Annotated in this window: 22 protein-coding genes and 1 riboswitch; of the genes, 12 read left to right on the top strand and 10 right to left on the bottom strand. The window is 61.2% G+C overall.

From position 1 onward, the window contains the following. The first annotated feature begins 220 nt into the window (after positions 1-220). The 7 genes from FHX09_RS05685 (at position 221) to FHX09_RS05655 (ending at position 7,683) form a co-directional block, all read left to right on the top strand. Complete coding sequence (locus tag FHX09_RS05685; protein WP_132594892.1) at positions 221-1,246, top strand: LacI family DNA-binding transcriptional regulator; 1,026 nt, start codon at positions 221-223, stop codon at positions 1,244-1,246. 19 nt (positions 1,247-1,265) lie between these two features. Beyond that, positions 1,266-2,288 (top strand): ABC transporter substrate-binding protein, encoded by a 1,023-nt coding sequence (locus FHX09_RS05680; protein ID WP_183719432.1) that lies wholly within the window; start codon positions 1,266-1,268, stop codon positions 2,286-2,288. Positions 2,289-2,349: 61 nt separating this feature from the next. Continuing rightward, positions 2,350-3,177, top strand: a complete 828-nt coding sequence (locus FHX09_RS05675; protein ID WP_183719434.1) for an ABC transporter permease — start codon at positions 2,350-2,352, stop codon at positions 3,175-3,177. Beyond that, positions 3,174-3,953 carry an ABC transporter permease gene (locus FHX09_RS05670; RefSeq protein ID WP_132594898.1) on the top strand — a complete coding sequence of 260 codons (780 nt, stop codon included), beginning with the start codon at positions 3,174-3,176 and terminating at the stop codon, positions 3,951-3,953. Before FHX09_RS05675 ends, FHX09_RS05670 begins: the two co-directional genes overlap by 4 nt. Continuing rightward, positions 3,946-4,971 carry an ABC transporter ATP-binding protein gene (locus tag FHX09_RS05665; RefSeq protein WP_132594900.1) on the top strand — a complete coding sequence of 342 codons (1,026 nt, stop codon included), beginning with the start codon at positions 3,946-3,948 and terminating at the stop codon, positions 4,969-4,971. Before FHX09_RS05670 ends, FHX09_RS05665 begins: the two co-directional genes overlap by 8 nt. 4 nt (positions 4,972-4,975) lie before the next feature. Next, entirely contained in the window at positions 4,976-5,896 is a 921-nt protein-coding gene (locus FHX09_RS05660) for a nucleoside hydrolase (RefSeq protein ID WP_184449405.1), read from the top strand. Continuing rightward, positions 5,893-7,683, top strand: coding sequence for an adenine deaminase C-terminal domain-containing protein (locus FHX09_RS05655; RefSeq protein ID WP_184449403.1), 1,791 nt, complete (start codon positions 5,893-5,895; stop codon positions 7,681-7,683). Before FHX09_RS05660 ends, FHX09_RS05655 begins: the two co-directional genes overlap by 4 nt. Positions 7,684-7,747: 64 nt before the next feature. On the opposite strand, the gene FHX09_RS05650 is transcribed toward FHX09_RS05655, so the two are convergent. From FHX09_RS05650 to FHX09_RS05625, 6 genes are all read right to left on the bottom strand, one after another. Further along, positions 7,748-8,923: a M20 aminoacylase family protein gene (locus FHX09_RS05650; RefSeq protein ID WP_132594906.1), complete on the bottom strand. Its 1,176-nt coding sequence runs from the start codon at positions 8,921-8,923 to the stop codon at positions 7,748-7,750. Between the two features lie 103 nt (positions 8,924-9,026). After that, on the bottom strand, positions 9,027-9,788 hold the full coding sequence (locus tag FHX09_RS05645; protein WP_007801777.1) for an SDR family oxidoreductase: 762 nt from the start codon (positions 9,786-9,788) through the stop codon (positions 9,027-9,029). Positions 9,789-9,800: 12 nt separating this feature from the next. Next, positions 9,801-10,613, bottom strand: a complete 813-nt coding sequence (locus tag FHX09_RS05640) for an ABC transporter permease (RefSeq protein ID WP_132594910.1) — start codon at positions 10,611-10,613, stop codon at positions 9,801-9,803. Next, positions 10,613-11,479: an ABC transporter permease gene (locus tag FHX09_RS05635; protein ID WP_132594930.1), complete on the bottom strand. Its 867-nt coding sequence runs from the start codon at positions 11,477-11,479 to the stop codon at positions 10,613-10,615. The genes FHX09_RS05640 and FHX09_RS05635 overlap by 1 nt, the downstream gene beginning before the upstream one ends. Positions 11,480-11,558: 79 nt before the next feature. After that, positions 11,559-12,722 carry a spermidine/putrescine ABC transporter substrate-binding protein gene (locus FHX09_RS05630; RefSeq protein WP_132594912.1) on the bottom strand — a complete coding sequence of 388 codons (1,164 nt, stop codon included), beginning with the start codon at positions 12,720-12,722 and terminating at the stop codon, positions 11,559-11,561. 23 nt (positions 12,723-12,745) lie between these two features. Continuing rightward, positions 12,746-13,846 (bottom strand): ABC transporter ATP-binding protein, encoded by a 1,101-nt coding sequence (locus tag FHX09_RS05625; RefSeq protein WP_132594914.1) that lies wholly within the window; start codon positions 13,844-13,846, stop codon positions 12,746-12,748. Positions 13,847-14,040: 194 nt separating this feature from the next. Between FHX09_RS05625 and FHX09_RS05620 the strand changes: the two genes are divergently transcribed. Beyond that, complete coding sequence (locus tag FHX09_RS05620; protein WP_007801786.1) at positions 14,041-14,856, top strand: LuxR C-terminal-related transcriptional regulator; 816 nt, start codon at positions 14,041-14,043, stop codon at positions 14,854-14,856. Between the two features lie 76 nt (positions 14,857-14,932). Here the strand turns inward: FHX09_RS05620 and FHX09_RS05615 are convergent, their stop codons facing one another. Further along, the gene (locus tag FHX09_RS05615) at positions 14,933-15,904 is read right to left on the bottom strand and encodes a DMT family transporter (protein ID WP_132594916.1); all 972 of its coding nucleotides are present in this window, start codon (positions 15,902-15,904) and stop codon (positions 14,933-14,935) included. 177 nt (positions 15,905-16,081) lie between these two features. Here FHX09_RS05615 and FHX09_RS05610 point away from each other — a divergent pair, with 177 nt between their 5' ends. From FHX09_RS05610 to FHX09_RS05600, 3 genes are all read left to right on the top strand, one after another. After that, positions 16,082-16,732: a glutathione S-transferase family protein gene (locus FHX09_RS05610; RefSeq protein ID WP_007801790.1), complete on the top strand. Its 651-nt coding sequence runs from the start codon at positions 16,082-16,084 to the stop codon at positions 16,730-16,732. A gap of 111 nt (positions 16,733-16,843) precedes the next feature. Next, positions 16,844-17,506: a sulfite oxidase-like oxidoreductase gene (locus tag FHX09_RS05605; protein ID WP_184449401.1), complete on the top strand. Its 663-nt coding sequence runs from the start codon at positions 16,844-16,846 to the stop codon at positions 17,504-17,506. A gap of 333 nt (positions 17,507-17,839) precedes the next feature. Further along, the gene (locus FHX09_RS05600; protein ID WP_244423834.1) at positions 17,840-18,475 is read left to right on the top strand and encodes a helix-turn-helix transcriptional regulator; all 636 of its coding nucleotides are present in this window, start codon (positions 17,840-17,842) and stop codon (positions 18,473-18,475) included. On the opposite strand, the gene FHX09_RS05595 is transcribed toward FHX09_RS05600, so the two are convergent. Genes FHX09_RS05595 through FHX09_RS05585 form a run of 3 tightly spaced genes read right to left on the bottom strand, consistent with a single transcriptional unit; the run spans position 18,472 to position 20,091 of the window. Next, positions 18,472-19,083: a hypothetical protein gene (locus tag FHX09_RS05595; protein WP_183719440.1), complete on the bottom strand. Its 612-nt coding sequence runs from the start codon at positions 19,081-19,083 to the stop codon at positions 18,472-18,474. The genes FHX09_RS05600 and FHX09_RS05595 overlap by 4 nt on opposite strands. Positions 19,084-19,124: 41 nt before the next feature. Continuing rightward, positions 19,125-19,868 carry a CbtA family protein gene (locus FHX09_RS05590; protein ID WP_007801798.1) on the bottom strand — a complete coding sequence of 248 codons (744 nt, stop codon included), beginning with the start codon at positions 19,866-19,868 and terminating at the stop codon, positions 19,125-19,127. Between the two features lie 13 nt (positions 19,869-19,881). After that, positions 19,882-20,091 (bottom strand): CbtB domain-containing protein, encoded by a 210-nt coding sequence (locus FHX09_RS05585; protein ID WP_132594922.1) that lies wholly within the window; start codon positions 20,089-20,091, stop codon positions 19,882-19,884. Between the two features lie 49 nt (positions 20,092-20,140). Further along, a riboswitch (cobalamin riboswitch) is annotated at positions 20,141-20,213 on the bottom strand. A 101-nt stretch (positions 20,214-20,314) separates the two neighbouring features. Between FHX09_RS05585 and FHX09_RS05580 the strand changes: the two genes are divergently transcribed. Continuing rightward, entirely contained in the window at positions 20,315-20,878 is a 564-nt protein-coding gene (locus FHX09_RS05580; RefSeq protein ID WP_132594932.1) for a histidine phosphatase family protein, read from the top strand. Positions 20,879-20,978 lie beyond the last annotated feature (100 nt).

Genomic DNA, 20,978 nt, shown 5'->3' with positions numbered 1-20,978 from the left:
CCATCGGCGGCGGCTACAATCCCGGCGCACCCAGGACCACCGCGCCGCCAAAGGCAAGCTGAACGACAGCAGACAAAAAGCCCCGCAATCGCGGGGCTTTTCTATTATTGTCACTCGCTTCCATGCGGATAATTGACCGCGTCGGCAATTTTGGATTCGACAAGGCCAGTGGCGTGATGTACGCGGTGATTAAACGATTAATCTACGTACATCGGAAACCATGCCTGCAACGCGACCTGGACCGAATCTGAGCAGGATTGCAACGTCGCTAGGCGTCTCCGTCGCGACGGTTTCCAATGCGCTCTCAGGCAAGGGCCGTGTTTCCGAGCAGCTGGCGGAGAGGATCAAGGAACATGCAGCCGAACTCGGCTATGTTCCGAGCCAGGCTGGACGCGCGCTGCGCACCGGTCGTAGCGGCGTCCTTGGCCTTGTGCTGCCGGATATTGCTAACCCGCTTTTCCCCAAGCTCGCGCAAGCCATCGAATTCGCCGCCAGCGCTGCCGGCTACGGCGTGCTGATTGCCGACTCCCGGGGAGACGTTGCCACCCAGACCGAGGCGATCAACCGACTGGTAGAGCGTGGCGTCGAAGGCATGGTAATCGTACCGCGCCGGGCGACGCGAATTTCTGCAGCAGCTTGTCCGGTTGCCGTCATCGATACGACCTCCACACCTGGCAACACCGTTGCTGCCGATCACATGCAGGGCGGCTGGGCGATCGCCAACCATTTGGCCGAGCTTGGACATCGGCGTATCCTCATCATCGGCAACAATCCCGGTTCGAACGTACAGAACGACCGCGCAGGCGGTATCCGTTCAGGTCTCCGTCCCGGGATGAGTTCGGCAACTCTCTGGATCGAGGCGCTGGAACGGCAGGGCGGCAGAGGATGCAGCCTCGGCCTCGCTGAAAAGGTGCGTGAGGGCTATACGGCGTTTGCCGCGCTCTCGGACCTGCAGGCGCTGCGGGCGCTCACCGAACTGCAGCGTGACGGCATCGACGTGCCCAGCATGGCGAGCGTTACCGGCTTCGACGACCTCATCTGGTCGCCCGTCGTCACCCCATCGCTGACGACGGTGGCGATGGACATGCACACGATCGCGGAGATCGCCATCTCGTCTCTGCTGCGCACCATACAGACCCGCGGCAGCCGCGAAGGCGTACTTGTCACGTCCGAGACCGACCGCGTTCCGATGCAACTGATCGTTCGCCAGTCCTCTGGGCCGGCGGACCCGACGAGAATATCCTGACAGACGGAGAACAGCTGACATGAAGAATGCCCTCATCGCTTCCGCCGCGCTACTGGCGCTGTCGCCCCTCGCCGCGAAAGCGCAGGACAAGACGCTGACGATTTCCGTCTACGCCTTCGCTCAGGACGACTTCAAGACGATCGTCTACGATCCCTTCGAGGCGAAGTGCGGCTGCAAGCTGGTCGTCGAGACCGGCAACAGCGTCGAGCGTCTTGCCAAGATGGACGCCAACAAGGCGAACCCCGTCATCGACATGGCCGTCGTCTCCATGGCCGATGCCCTGTCCGCCTCGCGAAAGGATCTCATCGACAAGATCGATACCTCGAAGCTCTCCAATTTCGGCAAGCTCTACGACCTCGCCAGGGATCCGAACGCCGACGGCATGAGTGTCGGCTACACCTTCTACGCCACCTCGATCGCCTACCGCTCCGACAAGATGAAGATCGAGTCCTGGGCAGACTTGCTGAAGCCGGAATATATCGGCCACGTCGCCTTCCCGAACGTCACCACCAATCAGGGTCCACCAGCGCTCTACATGCTCGGCCAGGCACTCGGCAAGGACAACCCGGATCTGAAGGCACCGATCGAGGCGCTGGGCGAGAAGAAGGATGAGATCGTCACCTTCTATGAGAAGTCCTCACAGCTGGTGCAGCTGATGCAGCAGGAAGAGATCTGGGCCGCTCCGATCGGCCGCTTCTCCTGGGCCGGCTTCACCAAGCTCGATGTTCCCGTCGCATGGGCGACCCCGAAGGAAGGCCAGACCGGCGGCATGAACGTCATGGTCGTCACAAGGGGCTCTAAGAACCGCGATCTGGCCCTTCAGTTCATGGATTTCTGGCTCTCCACCGAAATCCAGACGAAGCTCGCCGAAAAGCTGGTCGACAGCCCGGCGAACAAGGAGGTCAAGCTCTCCGAGGCAGCCGCCAACAACCTGACCTATGGCGAAGAGACCGCCAAGAGCCTGAAGCTCATCCCCTCCGCAGCCGCGCTCGACAACCGCGCCACCTGGCTGAAGGAATGGAACGAGAAGGTCGGCCAGTAATCTTCACCGCCGGCTCCGACGCTTGCAGGAGCCGGATCTTTCACCCGTTGAAGGTCGATTCATGTTTCAGAACCGCGCAGAAGCCCTGGTGCTTGCCCTGCCCGCAGCAGTTTTTGCCGCGCTGGTCTTCCTGCTCCCCGTCGTCGTTCTGCTCTCCGAGGGCTTCCGTATCGACGGCGGCTGGACGCTTGGCGCCTATACCGGTTTCTTTTCCGAGTCGTTGAACCGTACCGTCTTCCTGCGGACGTTCCGGCTCGGGCTTGAGGTGACCGCGGTCTCTGCCGTGATCGGCTATGCCGCCGCCTTTGCGATCGTCAACCTGCCATCTTCGGGCAAGGGCCGGATGATCGGCCTCGTCACCTTGCCGCTGATGATCTCGCCGGTCGCCCGTACCTACGCCTGGATCGTCATTCTCGGCCGCACCGGCATCGTCAACGAGGCCATCACCGGCCTTGGCCTCAGCGATACGCCGCTGCGTCTGCTGTTTACCGAAACGGCCGTCTTCATCGGCCTGCTGCAGCTTTTCCTGCCGCTGATGATCCTGTCGCTGATCGGTGCGCTCGAAAACATGCCGAAGGATGCCATTCTCGCTGCCCGCGTGCTCGGCGCCAACTGGTTCCAGGTATTCTGGAAGGTGATCCTGCCACTGACACGTGAGGGCCTCGTCGTCGGCGGCACGCTCGTCTTCACCGGATCGCTGACCGCCTACATCACGCCTGCAGTGCTTGGCGGATCGAAGGTGCTGATGCTGGAAACGCTGCTCTATCAGCAGGTGTCGGTGGCCAACAATTTCGTCTCTGCGAGCGTGATCGCCTTCATGCTGATCGTCATGAGCTTTGCTGCCAACATCCTGCTCAAGCGCCTTGCCACGGCGAGGAACAAGCGATGACCGCCCGTATTCTCTCGCCGCTCGTACTCGGCCTGCTGATGATATTCCTGATCGGCCCGTTCCTGATCATCATCGCTGCATCGCTCTCGGCCGGCGACACGCTTGCCTTCCCACCTCAGGGTCTTTCCCTAAAGTGGGTCGCCAAGGTCTTCACCATCGACAGCTTCCGCGAGAGCTTCGCCATGTCGATGTTCCTTGCCGTCTTCGGAACGCTGGCCGCACTGATCCTCGGCATCCCCGCTGCTTACGCGCTCTCGCGCTACAAGCTGCCCTTCGGCGAAACGGTCCGCACGATCGTCTCGCTGCCGATCATCGTTCCCGGCATCATCGTCGGTCTGGCGCTGCTGCGCTATCTCGTCGTGCCGTTCGGCTTCAACATCACGCTGGCCCTGTTCATGGCCCACACGGCGCTCGTCCTTCCCTATGCCGTGCGCGTCGTTTCAGCCAGCCTCAACAACCTGCGCTCCGATATGGAAGAGGCCGCCGTCCTGCTCGGCTCTTCGCGCGTCGGCGCCTTCTTCCGCGTCGTTATGCCGAATATCCGCGGCGGCATCCTGGCGGCCTTCATTCTCGGCTTCGTGACGAGCTTCAACCAGGTTCCAGTCTCGCTTTTCCTCTCCGGTCCGGGCGTACGCACGCTGCCGATCGACATGCTGGGCTACATGGAAACCACCTACGATCCGTCGATTGCGGCACTCTCCTCGCTGCTCGCCTTCCTTTCCATCGGCATCGTCTTCCTTGCCGAACGCTTCCTGGGATTTTCTCGTTATGTCTGACGCCTATCTGAAACTCGACAAGCTGACGCTTGCCTACGGCGATACGGTCGCGGTGAAGGATCTGGATCTCACGATCGCCAAGGGCGAGCTCGTTGCGCTGCTCGGCCCCTCCGGATGCGGCAAGACGACGACAATGCGCTCGATTGCCGGCCTGCTTGCCCCGGCTTCGGGCCGTATCACGCTCGACGGCGACGAGATCACCCGCGTTTCTGCCAACAAGCGCAATGTGGGCCTCGTCTTCCAGTCCTATGCGCTTTTCCCGCATCTGACTGTCTATGAGAACATCGCCTTCGGTTTGCGTCTGAAGGGCATCGGCGGCAAGGATCTCGACGCCAAGGTCAACGCCGGCATCAAGTCTGTCGGCCTTGCCGAGTTTGCCGATCGCAAGCCCGCCGAGCTTTCGGGCGGCCAGCAACAGCGCGTGGCGCTTGCCCGCTCCATGGTGATGGAGCCGAAGGTCCTGTTGCTCGATGAACCGCTCTCCAACCTCGATGCCCGCCTGCGCCTCGAAATGCGCGCCGAGCTGCAGCGCGTCCAGAAGGAAACCGGCGTCACCATGATCTTCGTGACCCACGACCAGATCGAGGCGCTCGCTCTCGCCGACCGGATCGTGGTGATGCTGAACGGCGGCATCGAACAGATCGGCACACCTGAAGAAATCTACAACAAACCCGTCTCGGCCTTCGTCGCCGATTTCGTCGGCTTCGAAAACGTCTTTGCGCTGGACAACGGCAAGCTCGCGACATCCAACAACCTCGTCGAACTTTCCGGTCGAGCGCCGCAGGCCGCAAAGGGCCTGGCCTGGCGTCCCCGCATGGTCAACCTTGGTTCAGGTCCTTACCAGGGCACCGTGCGCGGCACCTCGTTTGCCGGAAACACCCGCGAATATCTGCTCGACACACCGCTTGGCCCCATCAAGGCCGAGATCGACGCAGAGCTGCCGACGTACGCGATTGGCTCCACGCTTCCCTTCGACCTGCCGCTTGCGGCAGCAGCGCCCCTCTCACGCTACAGGTAACATCATGGGCGTCTGGATCGACACCGACATGGGCTTCGACGATATCGCCGCGATCCTCGTGGTGACGCACGCAAAGCTCGACATAGCAGGCGTCTCGCTCGTCTTCGGCAACACGCCACTGCTGCAGGTGCGCGTCAACGCCGCTGGCGCTGCCAAGGCCTTCGGCTGGACCTTCCCGATCCACACCGGCCGCGCGATGCCGGTTCTCGGCGCGCTTAAAACGGCACAGGCGATCCTCGGCGAGACGGGAATTGCTACCACCGGAAAAGGCCTGCCCGACGCCTCGCCCTTGGCGGAAAGCGACGCGTTTACCGCCCTTTGCCGCTGGCTGGAGGCGGACGGCCCGCACCGCATCCTGGCGCTCGGCCCATTGACCAATCTAGCCGCCCTTGCATTGGCACGTCCCGACCTCGCAGCTCGCATCACCGAACTAACCTGGATGGGCGGCGGCGTAACGTCAGGCAATCACACGGCATCGGCCGAGTTCAACGCACTGGCGGATCCGGAAGCGCTCGCCATCGTTCTCGCCCACCGCCTGCCGCTGCGCATGGTCGATCTCGATCTCTGCCGCAAGGTCATCGCAACGCCTGACGATGTCGTGCCAGTACGAGGCGCCGGCGGCAGCAATGCGACGCTGCTGGCCGATATGCTCGACGGCTACATCGGCATCGGCACGAGCCGCGGCAGATCAGGCATGGCGATCTACGACCCCTCCGCCGCCGCAGCCTTCGTCGCGCCCGACATCGTCAGCTTCGGTCCTGCCCGCATCGACGCTGAATTGCAGGGCCAGCATACACGCGGCCGCACCGTCGTCGAGACGAGGGTGACGCACGCCGCATTCAATGCCGAATATGCTGCTGACATCGATGTAGAGAAAGCGCGCGCTCTTATCCTCGGCGCACTGATCGATGAGGCCCGCCGATGAGCAGCCCGGAACCGAAGGACCTCAACGATCCCACGCTTCGCGCGCGTGCCGTCGTCGCCGCGCGTGGCGATGCGGCCTTCGACATCCTGATATCGGGCGGCTGCCTGCTCGATGTCGTCACCGGCCTGATCCGCGAAGCCGACATCGGCATCGTCGGACCGTTGATCTCAAGCGTCCACGCACCGGGTAGCCGCATGGATGCCGCAGAAACTATCGATGCCGCAGGCAGCATCATTTCGCCCGGCCTCATCGATACGCATATGCACATCGAAAGCTCGATGGTGACGCCGGCCGAGTATGCTGCAGCCGTCGTTCCGCGTGGCGTCACGACGATCGTCTGGGATCCGCACGAGTTTGGCAATGTGCATGGCCTCGATGGTGTGCGCTGGGCGATCGAAGCTTCCCGCGGCCTGCCTCTGCGCACGATCGTGCTCGCTCCTTCCTGCGTTCCCTCCGCCCCAGGGCTTGAAGTCGCCGGCGCCGATTTCGACGCGTCGGTAGTCGCCGAAATGCTCCGATGGCCTGGCATCGGCGGCGTTGCCGAAGTGATGAACATGCGCGGCGTCATCGACGGCGATCCACGCATGACTGATATCGTCAACGCCGCGCTCGCCTCCGGAAAACTGGTCTGCGGCCATGCGCGTGGGCTTGAAGGTGCCGACCTGAACGCCTTCATGGCTGCCGGCGTCACCTCCGATCACGAGCTGACCTCCAGCGCCGATCTGCTGCAAAAGCTGGCCGCCGGCATGACCATCGAACTCCGCGGCTCGCATGATCACCTGCTGCAGGAGTTCGTAACCGCCCTCAACGGCATCGGCCATCTGCCGTCGACAGTTACGCTCTGCACCGACGACGTTTTCCCCGACGAACTGAAGGACGGCGGCGGTCTCGATGACGTGATCCGCCGGCTTGTCCGCTATGGAATGAAGCCGGAGTGGGCGCTGAGGGCAGCGACCTTCAACGCAGCCCAGCGATTGAAGCGCTCGGATCTTGGCCTCATCGCTGCCGGCCGGCGCGCCGATATCGTGCTGTTCGAGGATCTGATCGGCTTCGCCACGAGGGCGGTCATCGCAAATGGAGAGATCGTATCGACGGGCGGCGAGATCAAAGCCCGGATGCCTTCCTTCGAGACCGCAGCCCTGCAAAACTCGGTCAAGCTGCCGCCGCTAACGGAGAGCGACTTCCGGGTTCCGTCAGCGGGCAAGCGCGTTCGGGTAGCCACAATCGATCGTCCCCGATTTACACAATGGGGCGAGGCAGAAACCGTCGTAGAGGACGGTGTCGTCGTGCCTCCTGCCGGCAGCACCAAGATTGCGGTCGCACATCGGCACGGAACGGTGGACGGACGGCCGCGTGTCGGCTTCCTCACCGGTTGGGGAACATGGCGCGGAGCCTTCTGTACGACGGTTTCGCATGACAGCCATAACCTCACCGTTTTCGGCGGCAATGCGCGCGACATGGCGGTCGCTGCCAACGCCGTGATTGCCGCAGGCGGCGGCATGGCCGTGGCCAGGGATAGCAAGGTTGAAGTCCTTCTGCCTCTTCCAGTATCGGGCCTTGTCACCGAGGCGCCGTTGGAAGAGGCGGCCGCTTCCTTCCGGGCGATCCGAAAGGCGATGGAGAAGATCGTCGACTGGAAGCCGCCCTACCTTGTGTTCAAGGCCTGCTTCGGCGCAACGCTTGCCTGCAATACCGGTCCGCACCAGACGGATCGCGGGACCGCTGACGTCCTGACCGGCAAGGTACTCCAAAACCCAGTGATCGAGATTCTCGATCGCGGGGCATAGCCGCATCCGGACGTCTTTTGCCGCCACGGCGAGGAGTGTTCATCAAGCCCAGTAAGCGAACGCGCTAAAGCGCCGCCTTCAGCTCGCGCTCGACCAGCGTCGTCCAAAAGGCCACGCCGTAGCCGATTGCACCGTCATTGAAGTCATAAGCTGTATTGTGGTGCAGGGCGCCATCGACAGCAGGACCGTTGCCGAGCCAGACATAACAGCCCGGAGCATTCTGGCCGAAGAACGCGAAATCATCCCCCGCCGTCGAGGGAGGAAAACGCGTTCGCACCCTCTCTGCGAAAACTGCGCCGGCTGCCCCGAGCGCACGCGCGGTCGCGTCGCTGTCGTTGACCACAGGCGGGATACGCCGTTCGAACTGACAGTCGACCGCAATGCCGAACATTGCCGCCGTGCCATTCGCAAGCCGGCCGATTTCTTCCTCAAGCTGATCGCGAACCTCCGGCGAATAGGCCCGGGCGGTGCCGCCGATCTCAACAATATCAGGTATGACATTCAACGCCTTCGGGTCACCGGCCTGCAGCGAGCAGGCGCTGACGACGGCCGGCTGCAGTGGATCGACGACGCGCCCGACGATCGTCTGCAACGACGTGAGGAACGTGCCGGCGGCCGTAATCGGATCCTTGCCGAGGTGCGGCTTGGCGCCATGCGTTCCGGTGCCTCGAAAGGTCACGCGCCAACTATCGGACGAGGCAAGTTGCGGCCCTTCGACGACGGCTATTTCATCGACGGCCAGGCCCGGCATATTGTGGAGGCCGTAGACGGCGTCGCACGGGAACAGCTCGAACAGTCCGTCCTCGACCATCTTGCGGGCGCCGCCCCTGCCCTCCTCGGCCGGCTGAAAGATGAAATGCACGGTTCCGGAAAAGTCACGTGTTGCCGCCAGATGCCGCGCCGCGCCGACCAGCATCGTTGTATGCCCATCATGCCCGCAGGCATGCATCTTGCCATCAAATCTGGATTTATGAGGGCGATCCGCCATCTCCGGCATCGCAAGCGCGTCCATATCCGCCCGCAATCCAATCGTCCGCGTGCCATTGCCGACCCGCAGCGTGCCGACGACGCCCGTACCGCCGAGCCCTCGATGAACCTTGATGCCGGCCTCATCTAGCAATCTCACAACGATGCCGCTCGTGCGCTCCTCCTCGAAGCCAAGCTCGGGATGTGCGTGCAGGTCGCGACGCAACTCGGTGAGGAAGGGCAGATCGGTCTCGATCCGGGCGGGAATGGGCATGGGCCTGGATGTCCTGTAAATGCAGGCGGGCGCCAGAACGACGCCCGTCATAGTCCATCCGTTATTTAGCAATTGGCCTGAGAATTCAACCGCCTGAACCGGGTTAGACCACGGTCTCGCCACCGTCGACGACCAGGATCTGCCCGGTCATGTAAGAGGAGCGGTCCGACACGAGGAAGAGGATCGGCTCAGCGATCTCCGACACATCGGCCCAGCGCCCAAGCGGCACCTTTTCCGCAATATAGGCCTCGATCGCGTCACGTCCGCCCATCTGGGCAATGAAGGGTTCGTTGAAGGGTGTGTCCACCCAGCCCGGGCAAAGCGCGTTCACGCGGATGCCGAACCTGGCATAGTCGCCCGCCATCTGTCGTGTCAGGGCGATGACGGCATGCTTGGTGGTGGTATAGGCAATCATCTCGCGATCATAGAGCACGCCTGATGAGGACGAGGTGTTGAGGATCACGCCTTTGCCCGCCTTCTTCATAACTGGCATGACAAAGCGCGCCGCCATGAAATGGGCCCTGACATTCAGGCTCCAGGACTTGTCGAAGCCGTCGATCGCGACTTGCTCCAGGTCGCCGGCGACCTGCGCACCGGCATGGTTGTGCAGGATGTCGATGCGGCCGTGATGCTCTGCCACTGCGGCAATGCCCGCCTCCAGCGCCTTGTCGTCGGTCACGTCAAGCACCATGCTCTCGGCGCTGCCGCCAAACGCGCGAATCTGGCTGACTGTCTCCTCGGCATTCATGAAGTCGATGTCGGCAACGACGACATGGGCGGCCTCTTTCGCCATGACGAGCGCGCCGGCCTGTCCGATACCGGACCCGGCGCCGGTGACGATTGCAACACGGTTCTTGAGGATCATGGTGTTTCCCACTTAGGTTGTTGTTATCCTTTCGCGCATCAGGAAACGCGCGATGAGAATGAGGGCAAGCGATGCGACGAGCACCATGGTGGCGATCGCGTTGATCTCCGGCGTCACGCCGCGACGGATCGAGGCAAAGACGTAGATTGGCAGCGTCGTGTTCGATCCCGCGACGAAGAACGCGATGATGAAATCGTCGAAGGAGAAGGTGAAAGCGAGCAGGAAGCCCGCCAGGATCGACGGCAGGATCTGCGGCAGCACGATCTGGCGAAAGGTCGTCAGCGGCGTCGCGTAAAGATCGCTCGACGCTTCGACGATATCGCGCCCGAGGCTGGCGATACGGGCTTTGACGATCATCGTTACCAGCGCCATGGTGAAAAGTCCGTGCGCGGCGATGATCGAACCGTAACCGAGCGACAGCTTCGGCGGTTGGTCGCCAGGCCAGACGGCTGCCAGCAATGGGTTGATGAAACCGAAGACTTCAACGAGGGCGACCAGCGTCGCGATGCCGATCACGACGCCCGGAACGACGATTGCCGCGGCAAACAGACCATCGAACACGGCCCGTGTCCGGGCGCCGAGCCGCTCCATGCCGAGTGCAGCCATGGTGCCGAAGATGGCCGCGAGGACTGCGCTGGTAAGCGCGATGATAAGGCTGTTCTGAAGAGCTTCCATGAGGAACGTGTTGGACAGCGCCTTACCGTACCATTGCGTGGAAAATCCCGTGAAATCCGAGGCGTTGCGGCCCGCGTTGAACGAGAACAGCACCACCAGCGCAATCGGCGCATAGAGAAACAGATAGACTGCCGTAACGAGCCCACGCATCAGACAAGGTCCACCTGGCGGGTGCCCGCGACGCGCCACGCAATCCGCATGGCGACGAGAAGCACGATGACGACGACGACAACGAGGGTGACGGCGATCGCGGAGCCGAACGGCCAGTTGCGCGATTGCAGGAAGAGGTCGACCAGCGCGTTGCCGATGAAGAATACCTTGCCGCCGCCCAGCAACTGCGGGATCAGGTACTCGCCGAGCAACAGGATGGTGACCAGCGCCACGCCCGTCATCACGCCCGGCAGCGACAGCGGCAGCGTTATGCCGAAGAAAGTCGAGAGCGGTCTTGCTCCGAGGTCCGCAGAAGCTTCCAGCAACCGCCGGTCCAGCTTTTCCAGGCTGACATAGATAGGCATGATCATCAGCGGCAGATAGCCGTAGACGATGCCGAGAAGGACTGCGCCCGGCGTGTTCAGAAGTCGCACGTTCTCGATACCGACAAATTCCAGCAGATGCGGGATGCCGCGCGCACCGAGAATATACATCCATGCATAAGTGCGAACGAGCAGGCTGGTCCAGAACGGCACCACAACGAGCGACACCAGCAACAACCGATGCTGTGGACTTGCCTTAACCGCCAGATAGTAGGCGACCGGATAGGCCACCAGCAGGCAGGTGAACGCCCCGATCGGCGCAAGCACCAACGTATTCTTGAAAGCGGCGGCACGGGATCCGAGATTGGCGAATTGGGCAAGTGTAAATGCCGCCTGGTAACCACCCTCCGGCGCCCGCTCGCCGAAGGAGAAAACAACGATGGCGATGAACGGCAAGACCAGGAACACGAACAGCCATGCGCTTGCCGGCGCGACGAGAGCCGCAGTGATCAGGCGTTTTGTGCTATCCGGTGACAGGGCCATTCCGAAGGTTCGCTGTTTGGAGTTCACGAGGCGGCTGCCTCTTCCCAAAACCGGGGAGAGGCGTTGCATGAAGGCAAGCTCACGCCGACTTGAACCGTGCCATCAACTCGGCACGCCCCGGATCCGTCAGCGTCACGGCGGCGCCGAACTCCAGCGGTGTCAGCGATGCCTCGTCCGGATAGACGATCTTGTTCGAGGTAATCTCCTTCGGCAGCAGCGAGATGACACGGCTGTCGGTGGCCGGCGCGCCGTTGGCGATGTGCTCCTTCACGGCGTTGGCCGGGTCCATCAGGTAGTTCAGCAGCGCATAGCCGGCAGCCTTGTTCGGCGCGTCCTTCGGGATCGCGTAGTAATCCGTCCAGATTTCGCCGCCGTCCTTGCCGAGCACAAAGTCGATCTCGGGGATATCGCGGTTGAGCTGCGCCCCGTCATTGGTCCAGCACATCGTCATCCATGCATCGGTTGCGCGCATGGCCGGCTGATAGTCGCTGTTGATGGCGAAGAGATGCGGCTTCACCTTGATCAACAGCTCCTCGGCCTTCGCCAGTTCCTCCGGCTTGATCGAATTGAAACCGTAGCCCAGCGACACCAGCGCGCTGCCGATCGTCGTCAACTGATAGTCGTGTACCATGGCGCGACCATCAGCCTCCGTCTGAGCGATCTCGAAGAAGTCCTTCCAGCTCGTCAGCTTTGTCTTGATCTTGGAGGTGTTGACCGAAAAACCGGTCGTGCCCCAGTTCTTTGGCAGGGCATAGGCCTTGCCGTCGATCTGGCCTTCCTTGGTGAAGCGCGGGCTCTCCGTCGACTGGCTGAAATTGGTGATCTTGGCAAGGTCGAGTTCGTCAATCAGGCCGAGCTTGTGGTAGGTGGAGATGGTGTAGTTGGTCGGCACGAACAGCGACCAGCCGGACGCGCCCGCCTGCAACTTTGCCAGCATTTCCTCGTTCGAGCCGAAGACGTTTACTTCGACGGCAACGCCGGTTGCCACCTTGAAGTTCTCGAAGGTCGCCGGATCGTGGTAGTTCGGCCAGGTCGCGATCGACATCTGCGTGCCGAGGTCTTCAGCAGCATGGGCTGGTGTCGACAAGGCGCCTGGGAAGCGCGACAAAACGGCGGTGGCAAGACCAAGGCCGGTGATGCCGAGGAAATGGCGGCGACTGACGGAGCCGCGCTTCAGGCGCATGAACTCGTCCATGAAGCCTTCGGCGGAAATGGGAAGATTATCCTTGTAGTCTTTGCTCATGATGCTGTTCCCTTGTTTTGATTTTAGGCTGCACTTGATGCTGAGAAGACATGGGCCGCGCCAGGATCGAAGCCGAGGTAGACGGCCTCGCCGGGCTCGACGAGATCGTTTTCATTCATGCTGCGACGGTCGGCGGTCACCAGAAAATCGCCCAGCCCCGGCACCGTGACGGCGTATTCTGCCGACGAACCCAAGAAGATGCGGTGAGTGACCGTCCCCCTGAAGCTCGTCGCATCAGGCGCCTGCGTCCGTGTCAGGCGGATCGATTCCGGGCGGATCGCGACGATTGCCTCACCCGTCGAAACACGCGCCCGGCTCCCCGCGGCGATTGCTGAACCGTCCGCCAGACGCAGCGTCGCGCCATCCGCCTCCATCGTCGCCCTCACCCGATTGGTCTTGCCGACGAAATCGGCCACGAACAGATCGGCCGGGCGGTCATAGACCTCCTGCGGCGAGCCCAGCTGGCGAATGCGCCCTGCGCTCATCACGCAGACGATATCCGCCATCGAGAGCGCTTCCTCCTGATCGTGGGTGACCAGAACAAAGGTAATGCCGAGCTCGCGTTGCAATGTCTGCAGTTCGATCTGCATGGCCGAGCGCAGCTTCTTGTCGAGCGCGGCCAACGGTTCGTCTAGCAGTAGTACCGACGGACGATTGACGATCGCGCGCGCCAGCGCCACGCGCTGCTGCTGCCCGCCGGACATTTCGTGAATGCGGCGCTTGGCAAAGCCGCCGAGCCGAACCATTTCAAGCGCCTCGCTGACGCGCCGGTCGATTTCGGTCGCCGCAAGCTTGGGCCGCATCTGTTTCAGACCATAGGCGACGTTCTGTCGGACGTCGAAATGCGGAAACAATGCATAGTGCTGGAAGACCATGTTCACTGGGCGCCGATAGGCAGGCACACCGTTCATCTCGCGCCCGTCGATCAGCACCGTGCCTTCGCTTGGCTGCTCGAAGCCGCCGATCATGCGCAGGCAAGTGGTCTTGCCGCAGCCGGAAGGACCGAGCAACGCCAGAAAGGCGCCCTTCGGCACATTGAGGTTGATGTCCGTTACGGCGGTCACGGCGCCATAGTTCTTTGTGACCGAACGGAATTCGATATCGTTCGTCGAAGCGGATGCCACGTCTGTTCCCTGCGGTTGGTTTGGATTGGGCAGTCTAGCGCTGCCTTTTGCCACCGTCGTTGAGGAAAGACTAAGCTCGGCCTTCCCTCACGGTATATACCCCGAGAGGGGTATTTTAGCCATAAAGCCTTCGTGGAAGGTATATACACGAAGGAGCGCAAATTTCCGCGCGAGGCGATCAGGAGGTCCCGGGAATGAGCACTGACTTGGAGGCGCTGTTTCAAGCCTTCAATTCCACCATCGGCGTGCAGACGATGGACGATCCGGAGTTCGGCGAGATCTTTCGGCAGATGATGGCGGCGCTTGTGCGCTTCGACTATGTCGTTGTCTTTGCCTATCGCGGCAAGGAGCGGCCGATCGACCTCTACAGCACCTTCGACCCGAAGGAGCACATCATTTTCGTGACCCTCTATCAGGCCGGCCCATATCTGCTCGATCCTTTCTATCACACCGCCAACGAGCGCCGCGCCGGCGTGTTTCGCATGCGAGAGCTGGCGCCCGACCGGTTCTTCTCCAGCGAGTACTACCGGACTTATTATGTCCAGACAGGGCTTGCCGAGGAAATCGGCTTTTTCGTCACGGCCGATGACGATATCACCATCGTTCTTTCTCTCATGCGCCGGGAAAAGACCGGCCCCTTCCCGCCCGCGGAATTTGCCTTGCTGAAGAAAGCCGAACCCTTGATCGCAAACATGGTCCGCCACTACTGGGCCGGGCTCGCGGCCCGCTTTGACGCACAACTGCATTCTCGAGTTCGTGGCAATCGCAAGCGCGACGCCAGTGGAAGCTCCTTGCAACCTGCCGAAGCAGTGTGGCGCGATCTTAATCTCACCAGCCGCGAGACCGCGATCGTCGATCTCGTTCTTCAGGGCCACTCCTCGGAGTCGATCGGCCTGAAGCTCAACATCTCGACAGGAACCGTGAAGGTTCACCGGCGCAATGTCTATCGCAAGCTCGGGATCTCCTCACAGACACAACTGCTATCGCTGTATCTAAAGAATCTTTCGTGAGACGCGCTCGGCCAATTGTGGACCACTACCATCTGCGCGCCTTCCTGCTGGCGACTGACATCACAGCACTCGCCCGTCAGGCCTTGACAGCCCCAGCCTTCGTCTTCGGCTTCAACAGGATTATCAGAAGCAAGCCGGCAACGATGAGTGCCGCCCCCTCGAGGTGGTAGCGCTGCAATTGCTCGCCGAGGATTAGGTAGGCGAGCACGGCGATGAAGATCGTCTGGATGTAGAGGAGGACACCAGCCCGGGCAGCACCCAGGGCCTCGATGCTTCGATTGAAGAGGTAATACATAATCGCCCCGCCGGGGATGGCGACATAAGCGAGCGCAATGAGCCCGCTGCTGTTGAGCGTCGAACGTTCGTCGGAAACAAGCTCGAAGAGATAGAACGGCAGCGCCGTCAGCACCGCCGCACCGAGAAGCAGGACAAGAAGCGCAAGCCGGTTCCCATCGAATTTCGCCCGGCGAAGCAGCACGGTATAGAGGCTGAAACAGAACGCGCCAGCGACGATCCATAGTTCACCGGGATTGAGGTCGAGACGCATCAGCGCGGCCGGACTGCCCTTGATGATGATGACGACGATCCCGAGAAAAGCCAGGATCGATCCGATCACCTGCCAGCTTCCCATCGGCTCGGCCAGTATTAACCGGGCAAGGATCATGGTGATGATCGGGATCAGGGCGATGATGATGCCGGCGGTGGTGGCGTCGGCATGTTCGAGGCCGACGAAGATCAGACCCTGACAAATCGCAAGCCCCATGCCGCCAATCACAAGCAGTTCAAGGACGCGCGCCCGCACCAGTGCGACCATGTCGCCAAAGTGCTTGTGCACGATCGGCATCAGGATCGCCCAGGCGATCAACACACGCCAAAAGCAAAGCGCCCAGGGTGGCATTTCAGAAGAAACCCATTTGGCGGCAATATAGACGCCGGCCGATAGCAGCCAGCAGAGAACACCCACGGAATAGGCGGTTGCAAGCGAACCGCCCGCCGCCTGTTCCGTCCCGACCGTCTCGCGATGGACTGCCAAGACATGTATCGCCATGGCTTAGTTATGCCACAGTTCCCATGCGCTGCACAGATGAGCCTGCGCTGGCGAGAAAACCGGGAATGTATCCTTTCAGCGGTGGTTGAACTGACCGCGAGGATTATCTCGAGCATGAAGTGTCGGAATCCCGTTTAGTCAGTCGTCTTCAAGACAGACAAGCTATGGAGAGCAGCTATGACGATCACAATCACCGCCTTTGAAAGGTCGCCCGATCGCGGCAAGGGCCTGGCGCGCGACATGCGCGTTCGCTGGGCCCTTGAAGAAGTGAGGCAGCCTTACGACGTTCGTCTTCTTTCGTTCAAGGCCATGAAGGAACCCGCGCACCTCGCGTTTCAACCTTTCGGGCAGATTCCGACCTATGAAGAAGGCGATCTCGCCATATTCGAATCGGGGGCAATCGTGCTCCATATCGCACAGCACCATGCTGGCCTGCTGCCGGACGACGCGAATGCCCGAGCGCGAGCGATCACATGGATGTTCGCCGCGCTCACCACGATCGAGCCGCCGATCGTTGATCGCGAAATCGCCAGGTACCTGGAAGGCGACCAGCCCTGGTACGAGCAGCGCCGGTCGATGATCGAGGAACGCATCCGAAAGCGGCTAAAGGAACTTTCCGCCCGGCTTGGCGATGCCGACTGGCTCGACGGCGAATTCAGTGCTGGTGACCTCGAGATGGTGTCGGTGCTGCTGAGGGTGAAAGGATCGGGCATGCTCGACGATTATCCTAATCTTTCCGCCTATGTCGCGCGCGGTGAAGCGCGGCCCGCATACAAGCGTGCCTTCGCCGCTCAGTTGGCGGTTTTCACCGCCGCTTCCGCCGGCTGAGAAAGTGCCGCTTAGGGCGGCCCTGCGCTCGCGGCATTTGCCATCCAATGTCGCGCTTGACAGTGCTTGAAGGCGAATGCCCTAATCGCCGCAACGCGAAAGGGCCCACCGATGAGCGACGATCAAACCCCGACAGACAGCAAGCTCACCACGTCGAAGCGCAGGTGGGCATCCGAAGGAAAATTCCTGACGGGCCGTATCAGTCGCCCGGAAACCGAGCGCCTGCCACCCGGTCAGCACCTCGTTAAGAATTGGCCGGTCCTCGATCTCGGCCAGCAGCCGATCATCTCGACCGATACCTGGCGTCTGGAAGTCCGCGGACTTGTCGAAACCCCGCTTGATCTCACTTGGACGGCCTTCCAGGCCCTCGAGCAGCGCACCAAGGTCACCGACATTCATTGCGTGACGACGTGGTCGCGCTACGACAACAAATGGAAGGGTGTATCGACCCGCGACCTGCTCGATCAGGCAATGCCGAAGCCGGAAGCGCACTATGTCATGCTGACAAGCTATGATGGCTATACGACCAACCTGCCGCTTTCCGATTTCGCTGCCGAGGATGCGATCCTCGCAATCTCCTGGGAAGGCTTGCCGTTGACGCGAGATCATGGCGGCCCGATGCGGCTCGTCGTTCCGCATCTCTATTTCTGGAAAAGCGCAAAATGGTTGCGGCGTATCGAGCTGCTGACGGGCGATGCTGCAGGCTTCTGGGAAAAGAACGGCTATCACATGTATGGCGATCCCTGGCGTGAACAGCGCTACTTCGGGGATTGATACCAGTGACGGTTCACCGGGCGCCAGATGACAGAGCCGTTACTGCAATCTACGCGCTATAGTTTTGCCAGATGCCTTGCCGCTGCCTCTCGATACCCGCGACCACGAACCCGTTTAACGAGTAATTCGTACAAGTGCAAATTCACCTCAGGATAGATATGGAAAGCAATATATTTTTCAAATTAAAGCCTTACGACGAATTGAGCATTGTCGGCTATTGAACCGTTAGCCATTTTGGGTTGTTGTGGCACATCGATTCCAGATATCGCGTATGGGTTGATGAATAAGGACACTTCATTTCACACTGTCACGCAGAAGCTGCTGGATGCGTGGTTGCATACCACATCACAGTCGCCTGCCGCGCCGGAAGACATCTATCGGGACGTCCTCGACCTTCTGACGATCAGGATGAGGATGACGCTTGTCGTTCTCGACGGTGAGGATCCACTACAATGGCAACTGAAGGTCGTGCGCCCCTCCGGCTTCAGTTCGCGTCTTCTCAACATCAACAAGCTCTTCGCCGATCAACGCATCGGCGAATTCAAGGATCGCGCCTACATGGAGACGGCCGTCATCCCGCGTTATCGCGAGGTGATCGCCACCCAGAAGCCGTCCATGGAACTGGTCAAGACGAGGGTGCTTGGCGTCAACCTCGGATATGAGCGGCTGATCCTTCCGCAAAAGACAACGGCGCGGCGCCCATCCTGGCTTTTGACCGTCTCGAACGGCCGCTTCATGTTCAATCCGCCGCAACAGCAGGCCCGCATGGATGCGACCGACGAAGCGGTGATCCAGCTCTTGACCGAAGGCGCGACGGCCAAGGAGATCGCTGCTGATCTCGGAATCTCGCATCGGACAGTCGAGCACCGCCTGGAGCGCATGAAGGAGCGTTACGGCGCGAAGAATACCGTCCACCTCGCAGCCATGCTGGTTGCGACGCACTTCGACCGCGATGTGGAGAAGAGCTAGGGCGTGATCCACCGAAGCAGGCGCCACCCGCAATAGACGAGAGCCAGGATTGCCGCCGCGAGCGCCGTCAACGTCGCCAAACTGGCGGGATGCAGCGGAACGTCCTTCCACGACGGACGAATGACATCTGCAGTATTGAACGCCTCACCGCTGAATTGGCAAGTGATCAGTGCCAGGCCGCGCAGCACCATGCCGGCATCGATCGCCGAGACGATCGTCTCGGCTTCGACCGCCTCGCCGCCCATGCTCCGCATCGATAGCAGCACGGCCTTTGTTGCCGCGAGATAGGCGTGCGAGCACTCGTTGAACGGGCTCGCCTCGTCCGTCACGCCGCCGGGCATTTTGCCCCAGAGGCAATAGGCATGCTGGATTTGTGCATAGTTGAGCACGCGTCGAAACGGCTCGTTCGTGTCCGTGGCGCGTGCAGCGAGATCGATGATCCGATCGCGATACTCCGCAATCATGATCATTTCGCCATGTGAGATCTCGGCAATTGCAATTCCGGTATGGGGACCGCTGCTGCTCCGCAGGTGCGCGCTGGCCGCAAGAGGCCAAAGCTGCAGCAACGCGATCATGGCTGTAAGGAAAATGGAACGTCGACAGGTCATCACTTGGTGCAGGCTCCGGATTGCTCCGGAGCCTTCTCCGATCAATGGAAAGCCGGCGCGCGACTACGCAGCTTCGCACCGACACCAAGTTTGCGCTCGGCGAGTGCACCGAAAGCCATGCCAAGGACGCCCCAGAGGACCACGTGCATGCCGATCGAAGTCGTGCGGAAACGCCAGAGGACCATAGCCGAATAATTCTCCGGCACCTCGTTGATCGGCGGCAGCAGATACTGCACGAGCCCGACAAAGGCGACATAGGCGAGGCCTGCTGCGATTGCTGAATTCCACACGCCGAACCGCGGAGTCAGGCGGCGTGCAAAAGCAATTGCCGCAACGAGCGCGGCGATCGAAACAACGATCATCAGGAAGAACAGCTCGGTCCTGATGCCTATAGTGTCAGGATTGCCGACCGCCGGCGGATTGGCGGGATATTTGATGCTGGGTACGATGACGACGGCGACAAAGGCGGCAAGCGCGATGACGGCAGATGTTCCCCGTGCGCCGAGATTGCTGAAGCGCCCCTGGACGAAAGCGAAGACGAGCGAAAACAGGCCGCCGACGGCGATGCTGTAGGCCATCACGCCGGTGAAGAGGCCGATCCCCGCCTGTGTGGCACGGCTGACGATTTCAGGTTCGCCAGCTTCGCCCGCCGCCTGGGCAGCAGCTTCCTCAAACGCGATCGCCTGGTCGACAAGTGGCTCGCCGAAGATATGGGCAAAGGCGAAAACGAGGACACCAGCGATCAGCCCCGCGAGCATTCCGCGAAGTAAGAGATTTCCAACCATGTCCGAAACTCCCTTAGTGGCAGGGGAAGCCGAGGAGATGCCGACCGTCATGCACGAACTCGTGCACGTACATGCTGTTGAGAAGCGACATTGCGCCTTCTTCGGTACCGACGAAGTAGATGACGATGAGCATCAGCAGGCCGCCGAAGATCGCCCAGGGCAAAAGCTCACCAACCGGAATCGGAGCCGGTGCGGCAACGGACGCGAAAGTGATGTCAGACATGAATTCCTCCTGGAATGACGCGTTCAGTCGAGAATTGTTGCGTGGTAGGGTCTGACTTCCAGTCCGAGGTATCCCCATCCTGATCACAGTGGCGCGACCGCACCGGAATTTCACCGGTTTCCAAACCCACAACATCATCGTTATATCTGCGACTTCGAACCTGTCAACGAAACTTCATGCAGCGACAGGCCCATCATCCCCGTTTGCGGAGACGACCATCGTGATGACGCGCCTCACCTGGATCTGCCACGGCTCGACTGCGGCCAACCGCGAGGCACGCTTTCCACTGGACGAGCCGCTGAACGAGAAGGCAATCGGTGCCACGCGGGCAATCGCGCCTCGCCTCCAGCATGCCGACGGCGTATTCGCCAGCCCGACTTTGCGCGCCCGGCAGACGGCTGATGCGCTTGGCCTGGAGCCCATATTCTCCGATGCGCTTGGCGATTGCGATTTCGGCCGCTGGGCGGGACGATCGATCGCCGAGATCCAGCAAGCCGAGCCTGACAATCTGGCGGCCTGGATGGCGCGGCCGGAGGAAGCCCCGCATGGCGGCGAGGCTATCGCCGCCGTATGCGCGCGCGTGAAAGCCTGGATGAACGAGCATTTGCAGACGGGCGGCCACATCGTCGCCATCACCCATGCTGCGGTTGTCAGGGCTGCCATCATAACTACGCTGAACGCACCCGTATCGTCCTTCTGGATCGCCGATATCGAACCACTCGCGATCGTCCACATGACCAGCAATGGAAGCCGGTGGTCGCTGCGCGTGGAAGGCACGACCGCCTAATACTCAAGGTGATAATTTAGGCAAGCCTTACGCAAGCAAGCCATGGCATAGCTTTCCGACCCGGCACGGTCGGGCCGTCAATCCTCGCCCCAAGGAGGAA

The sequence above is a fragment of the Rhizobium sp. BK538 genome (assembly GCF_014197575.1).
Classification (GTDB): domain Bacteria; phylum Pseudomonadota; class Alphaproteobacteria; order Rhizobiales; family Rhizobiaceae; genus Rhizobium.
This window is presented reverse-complemented; position numbering and strand designations above follow the sequence as displayed.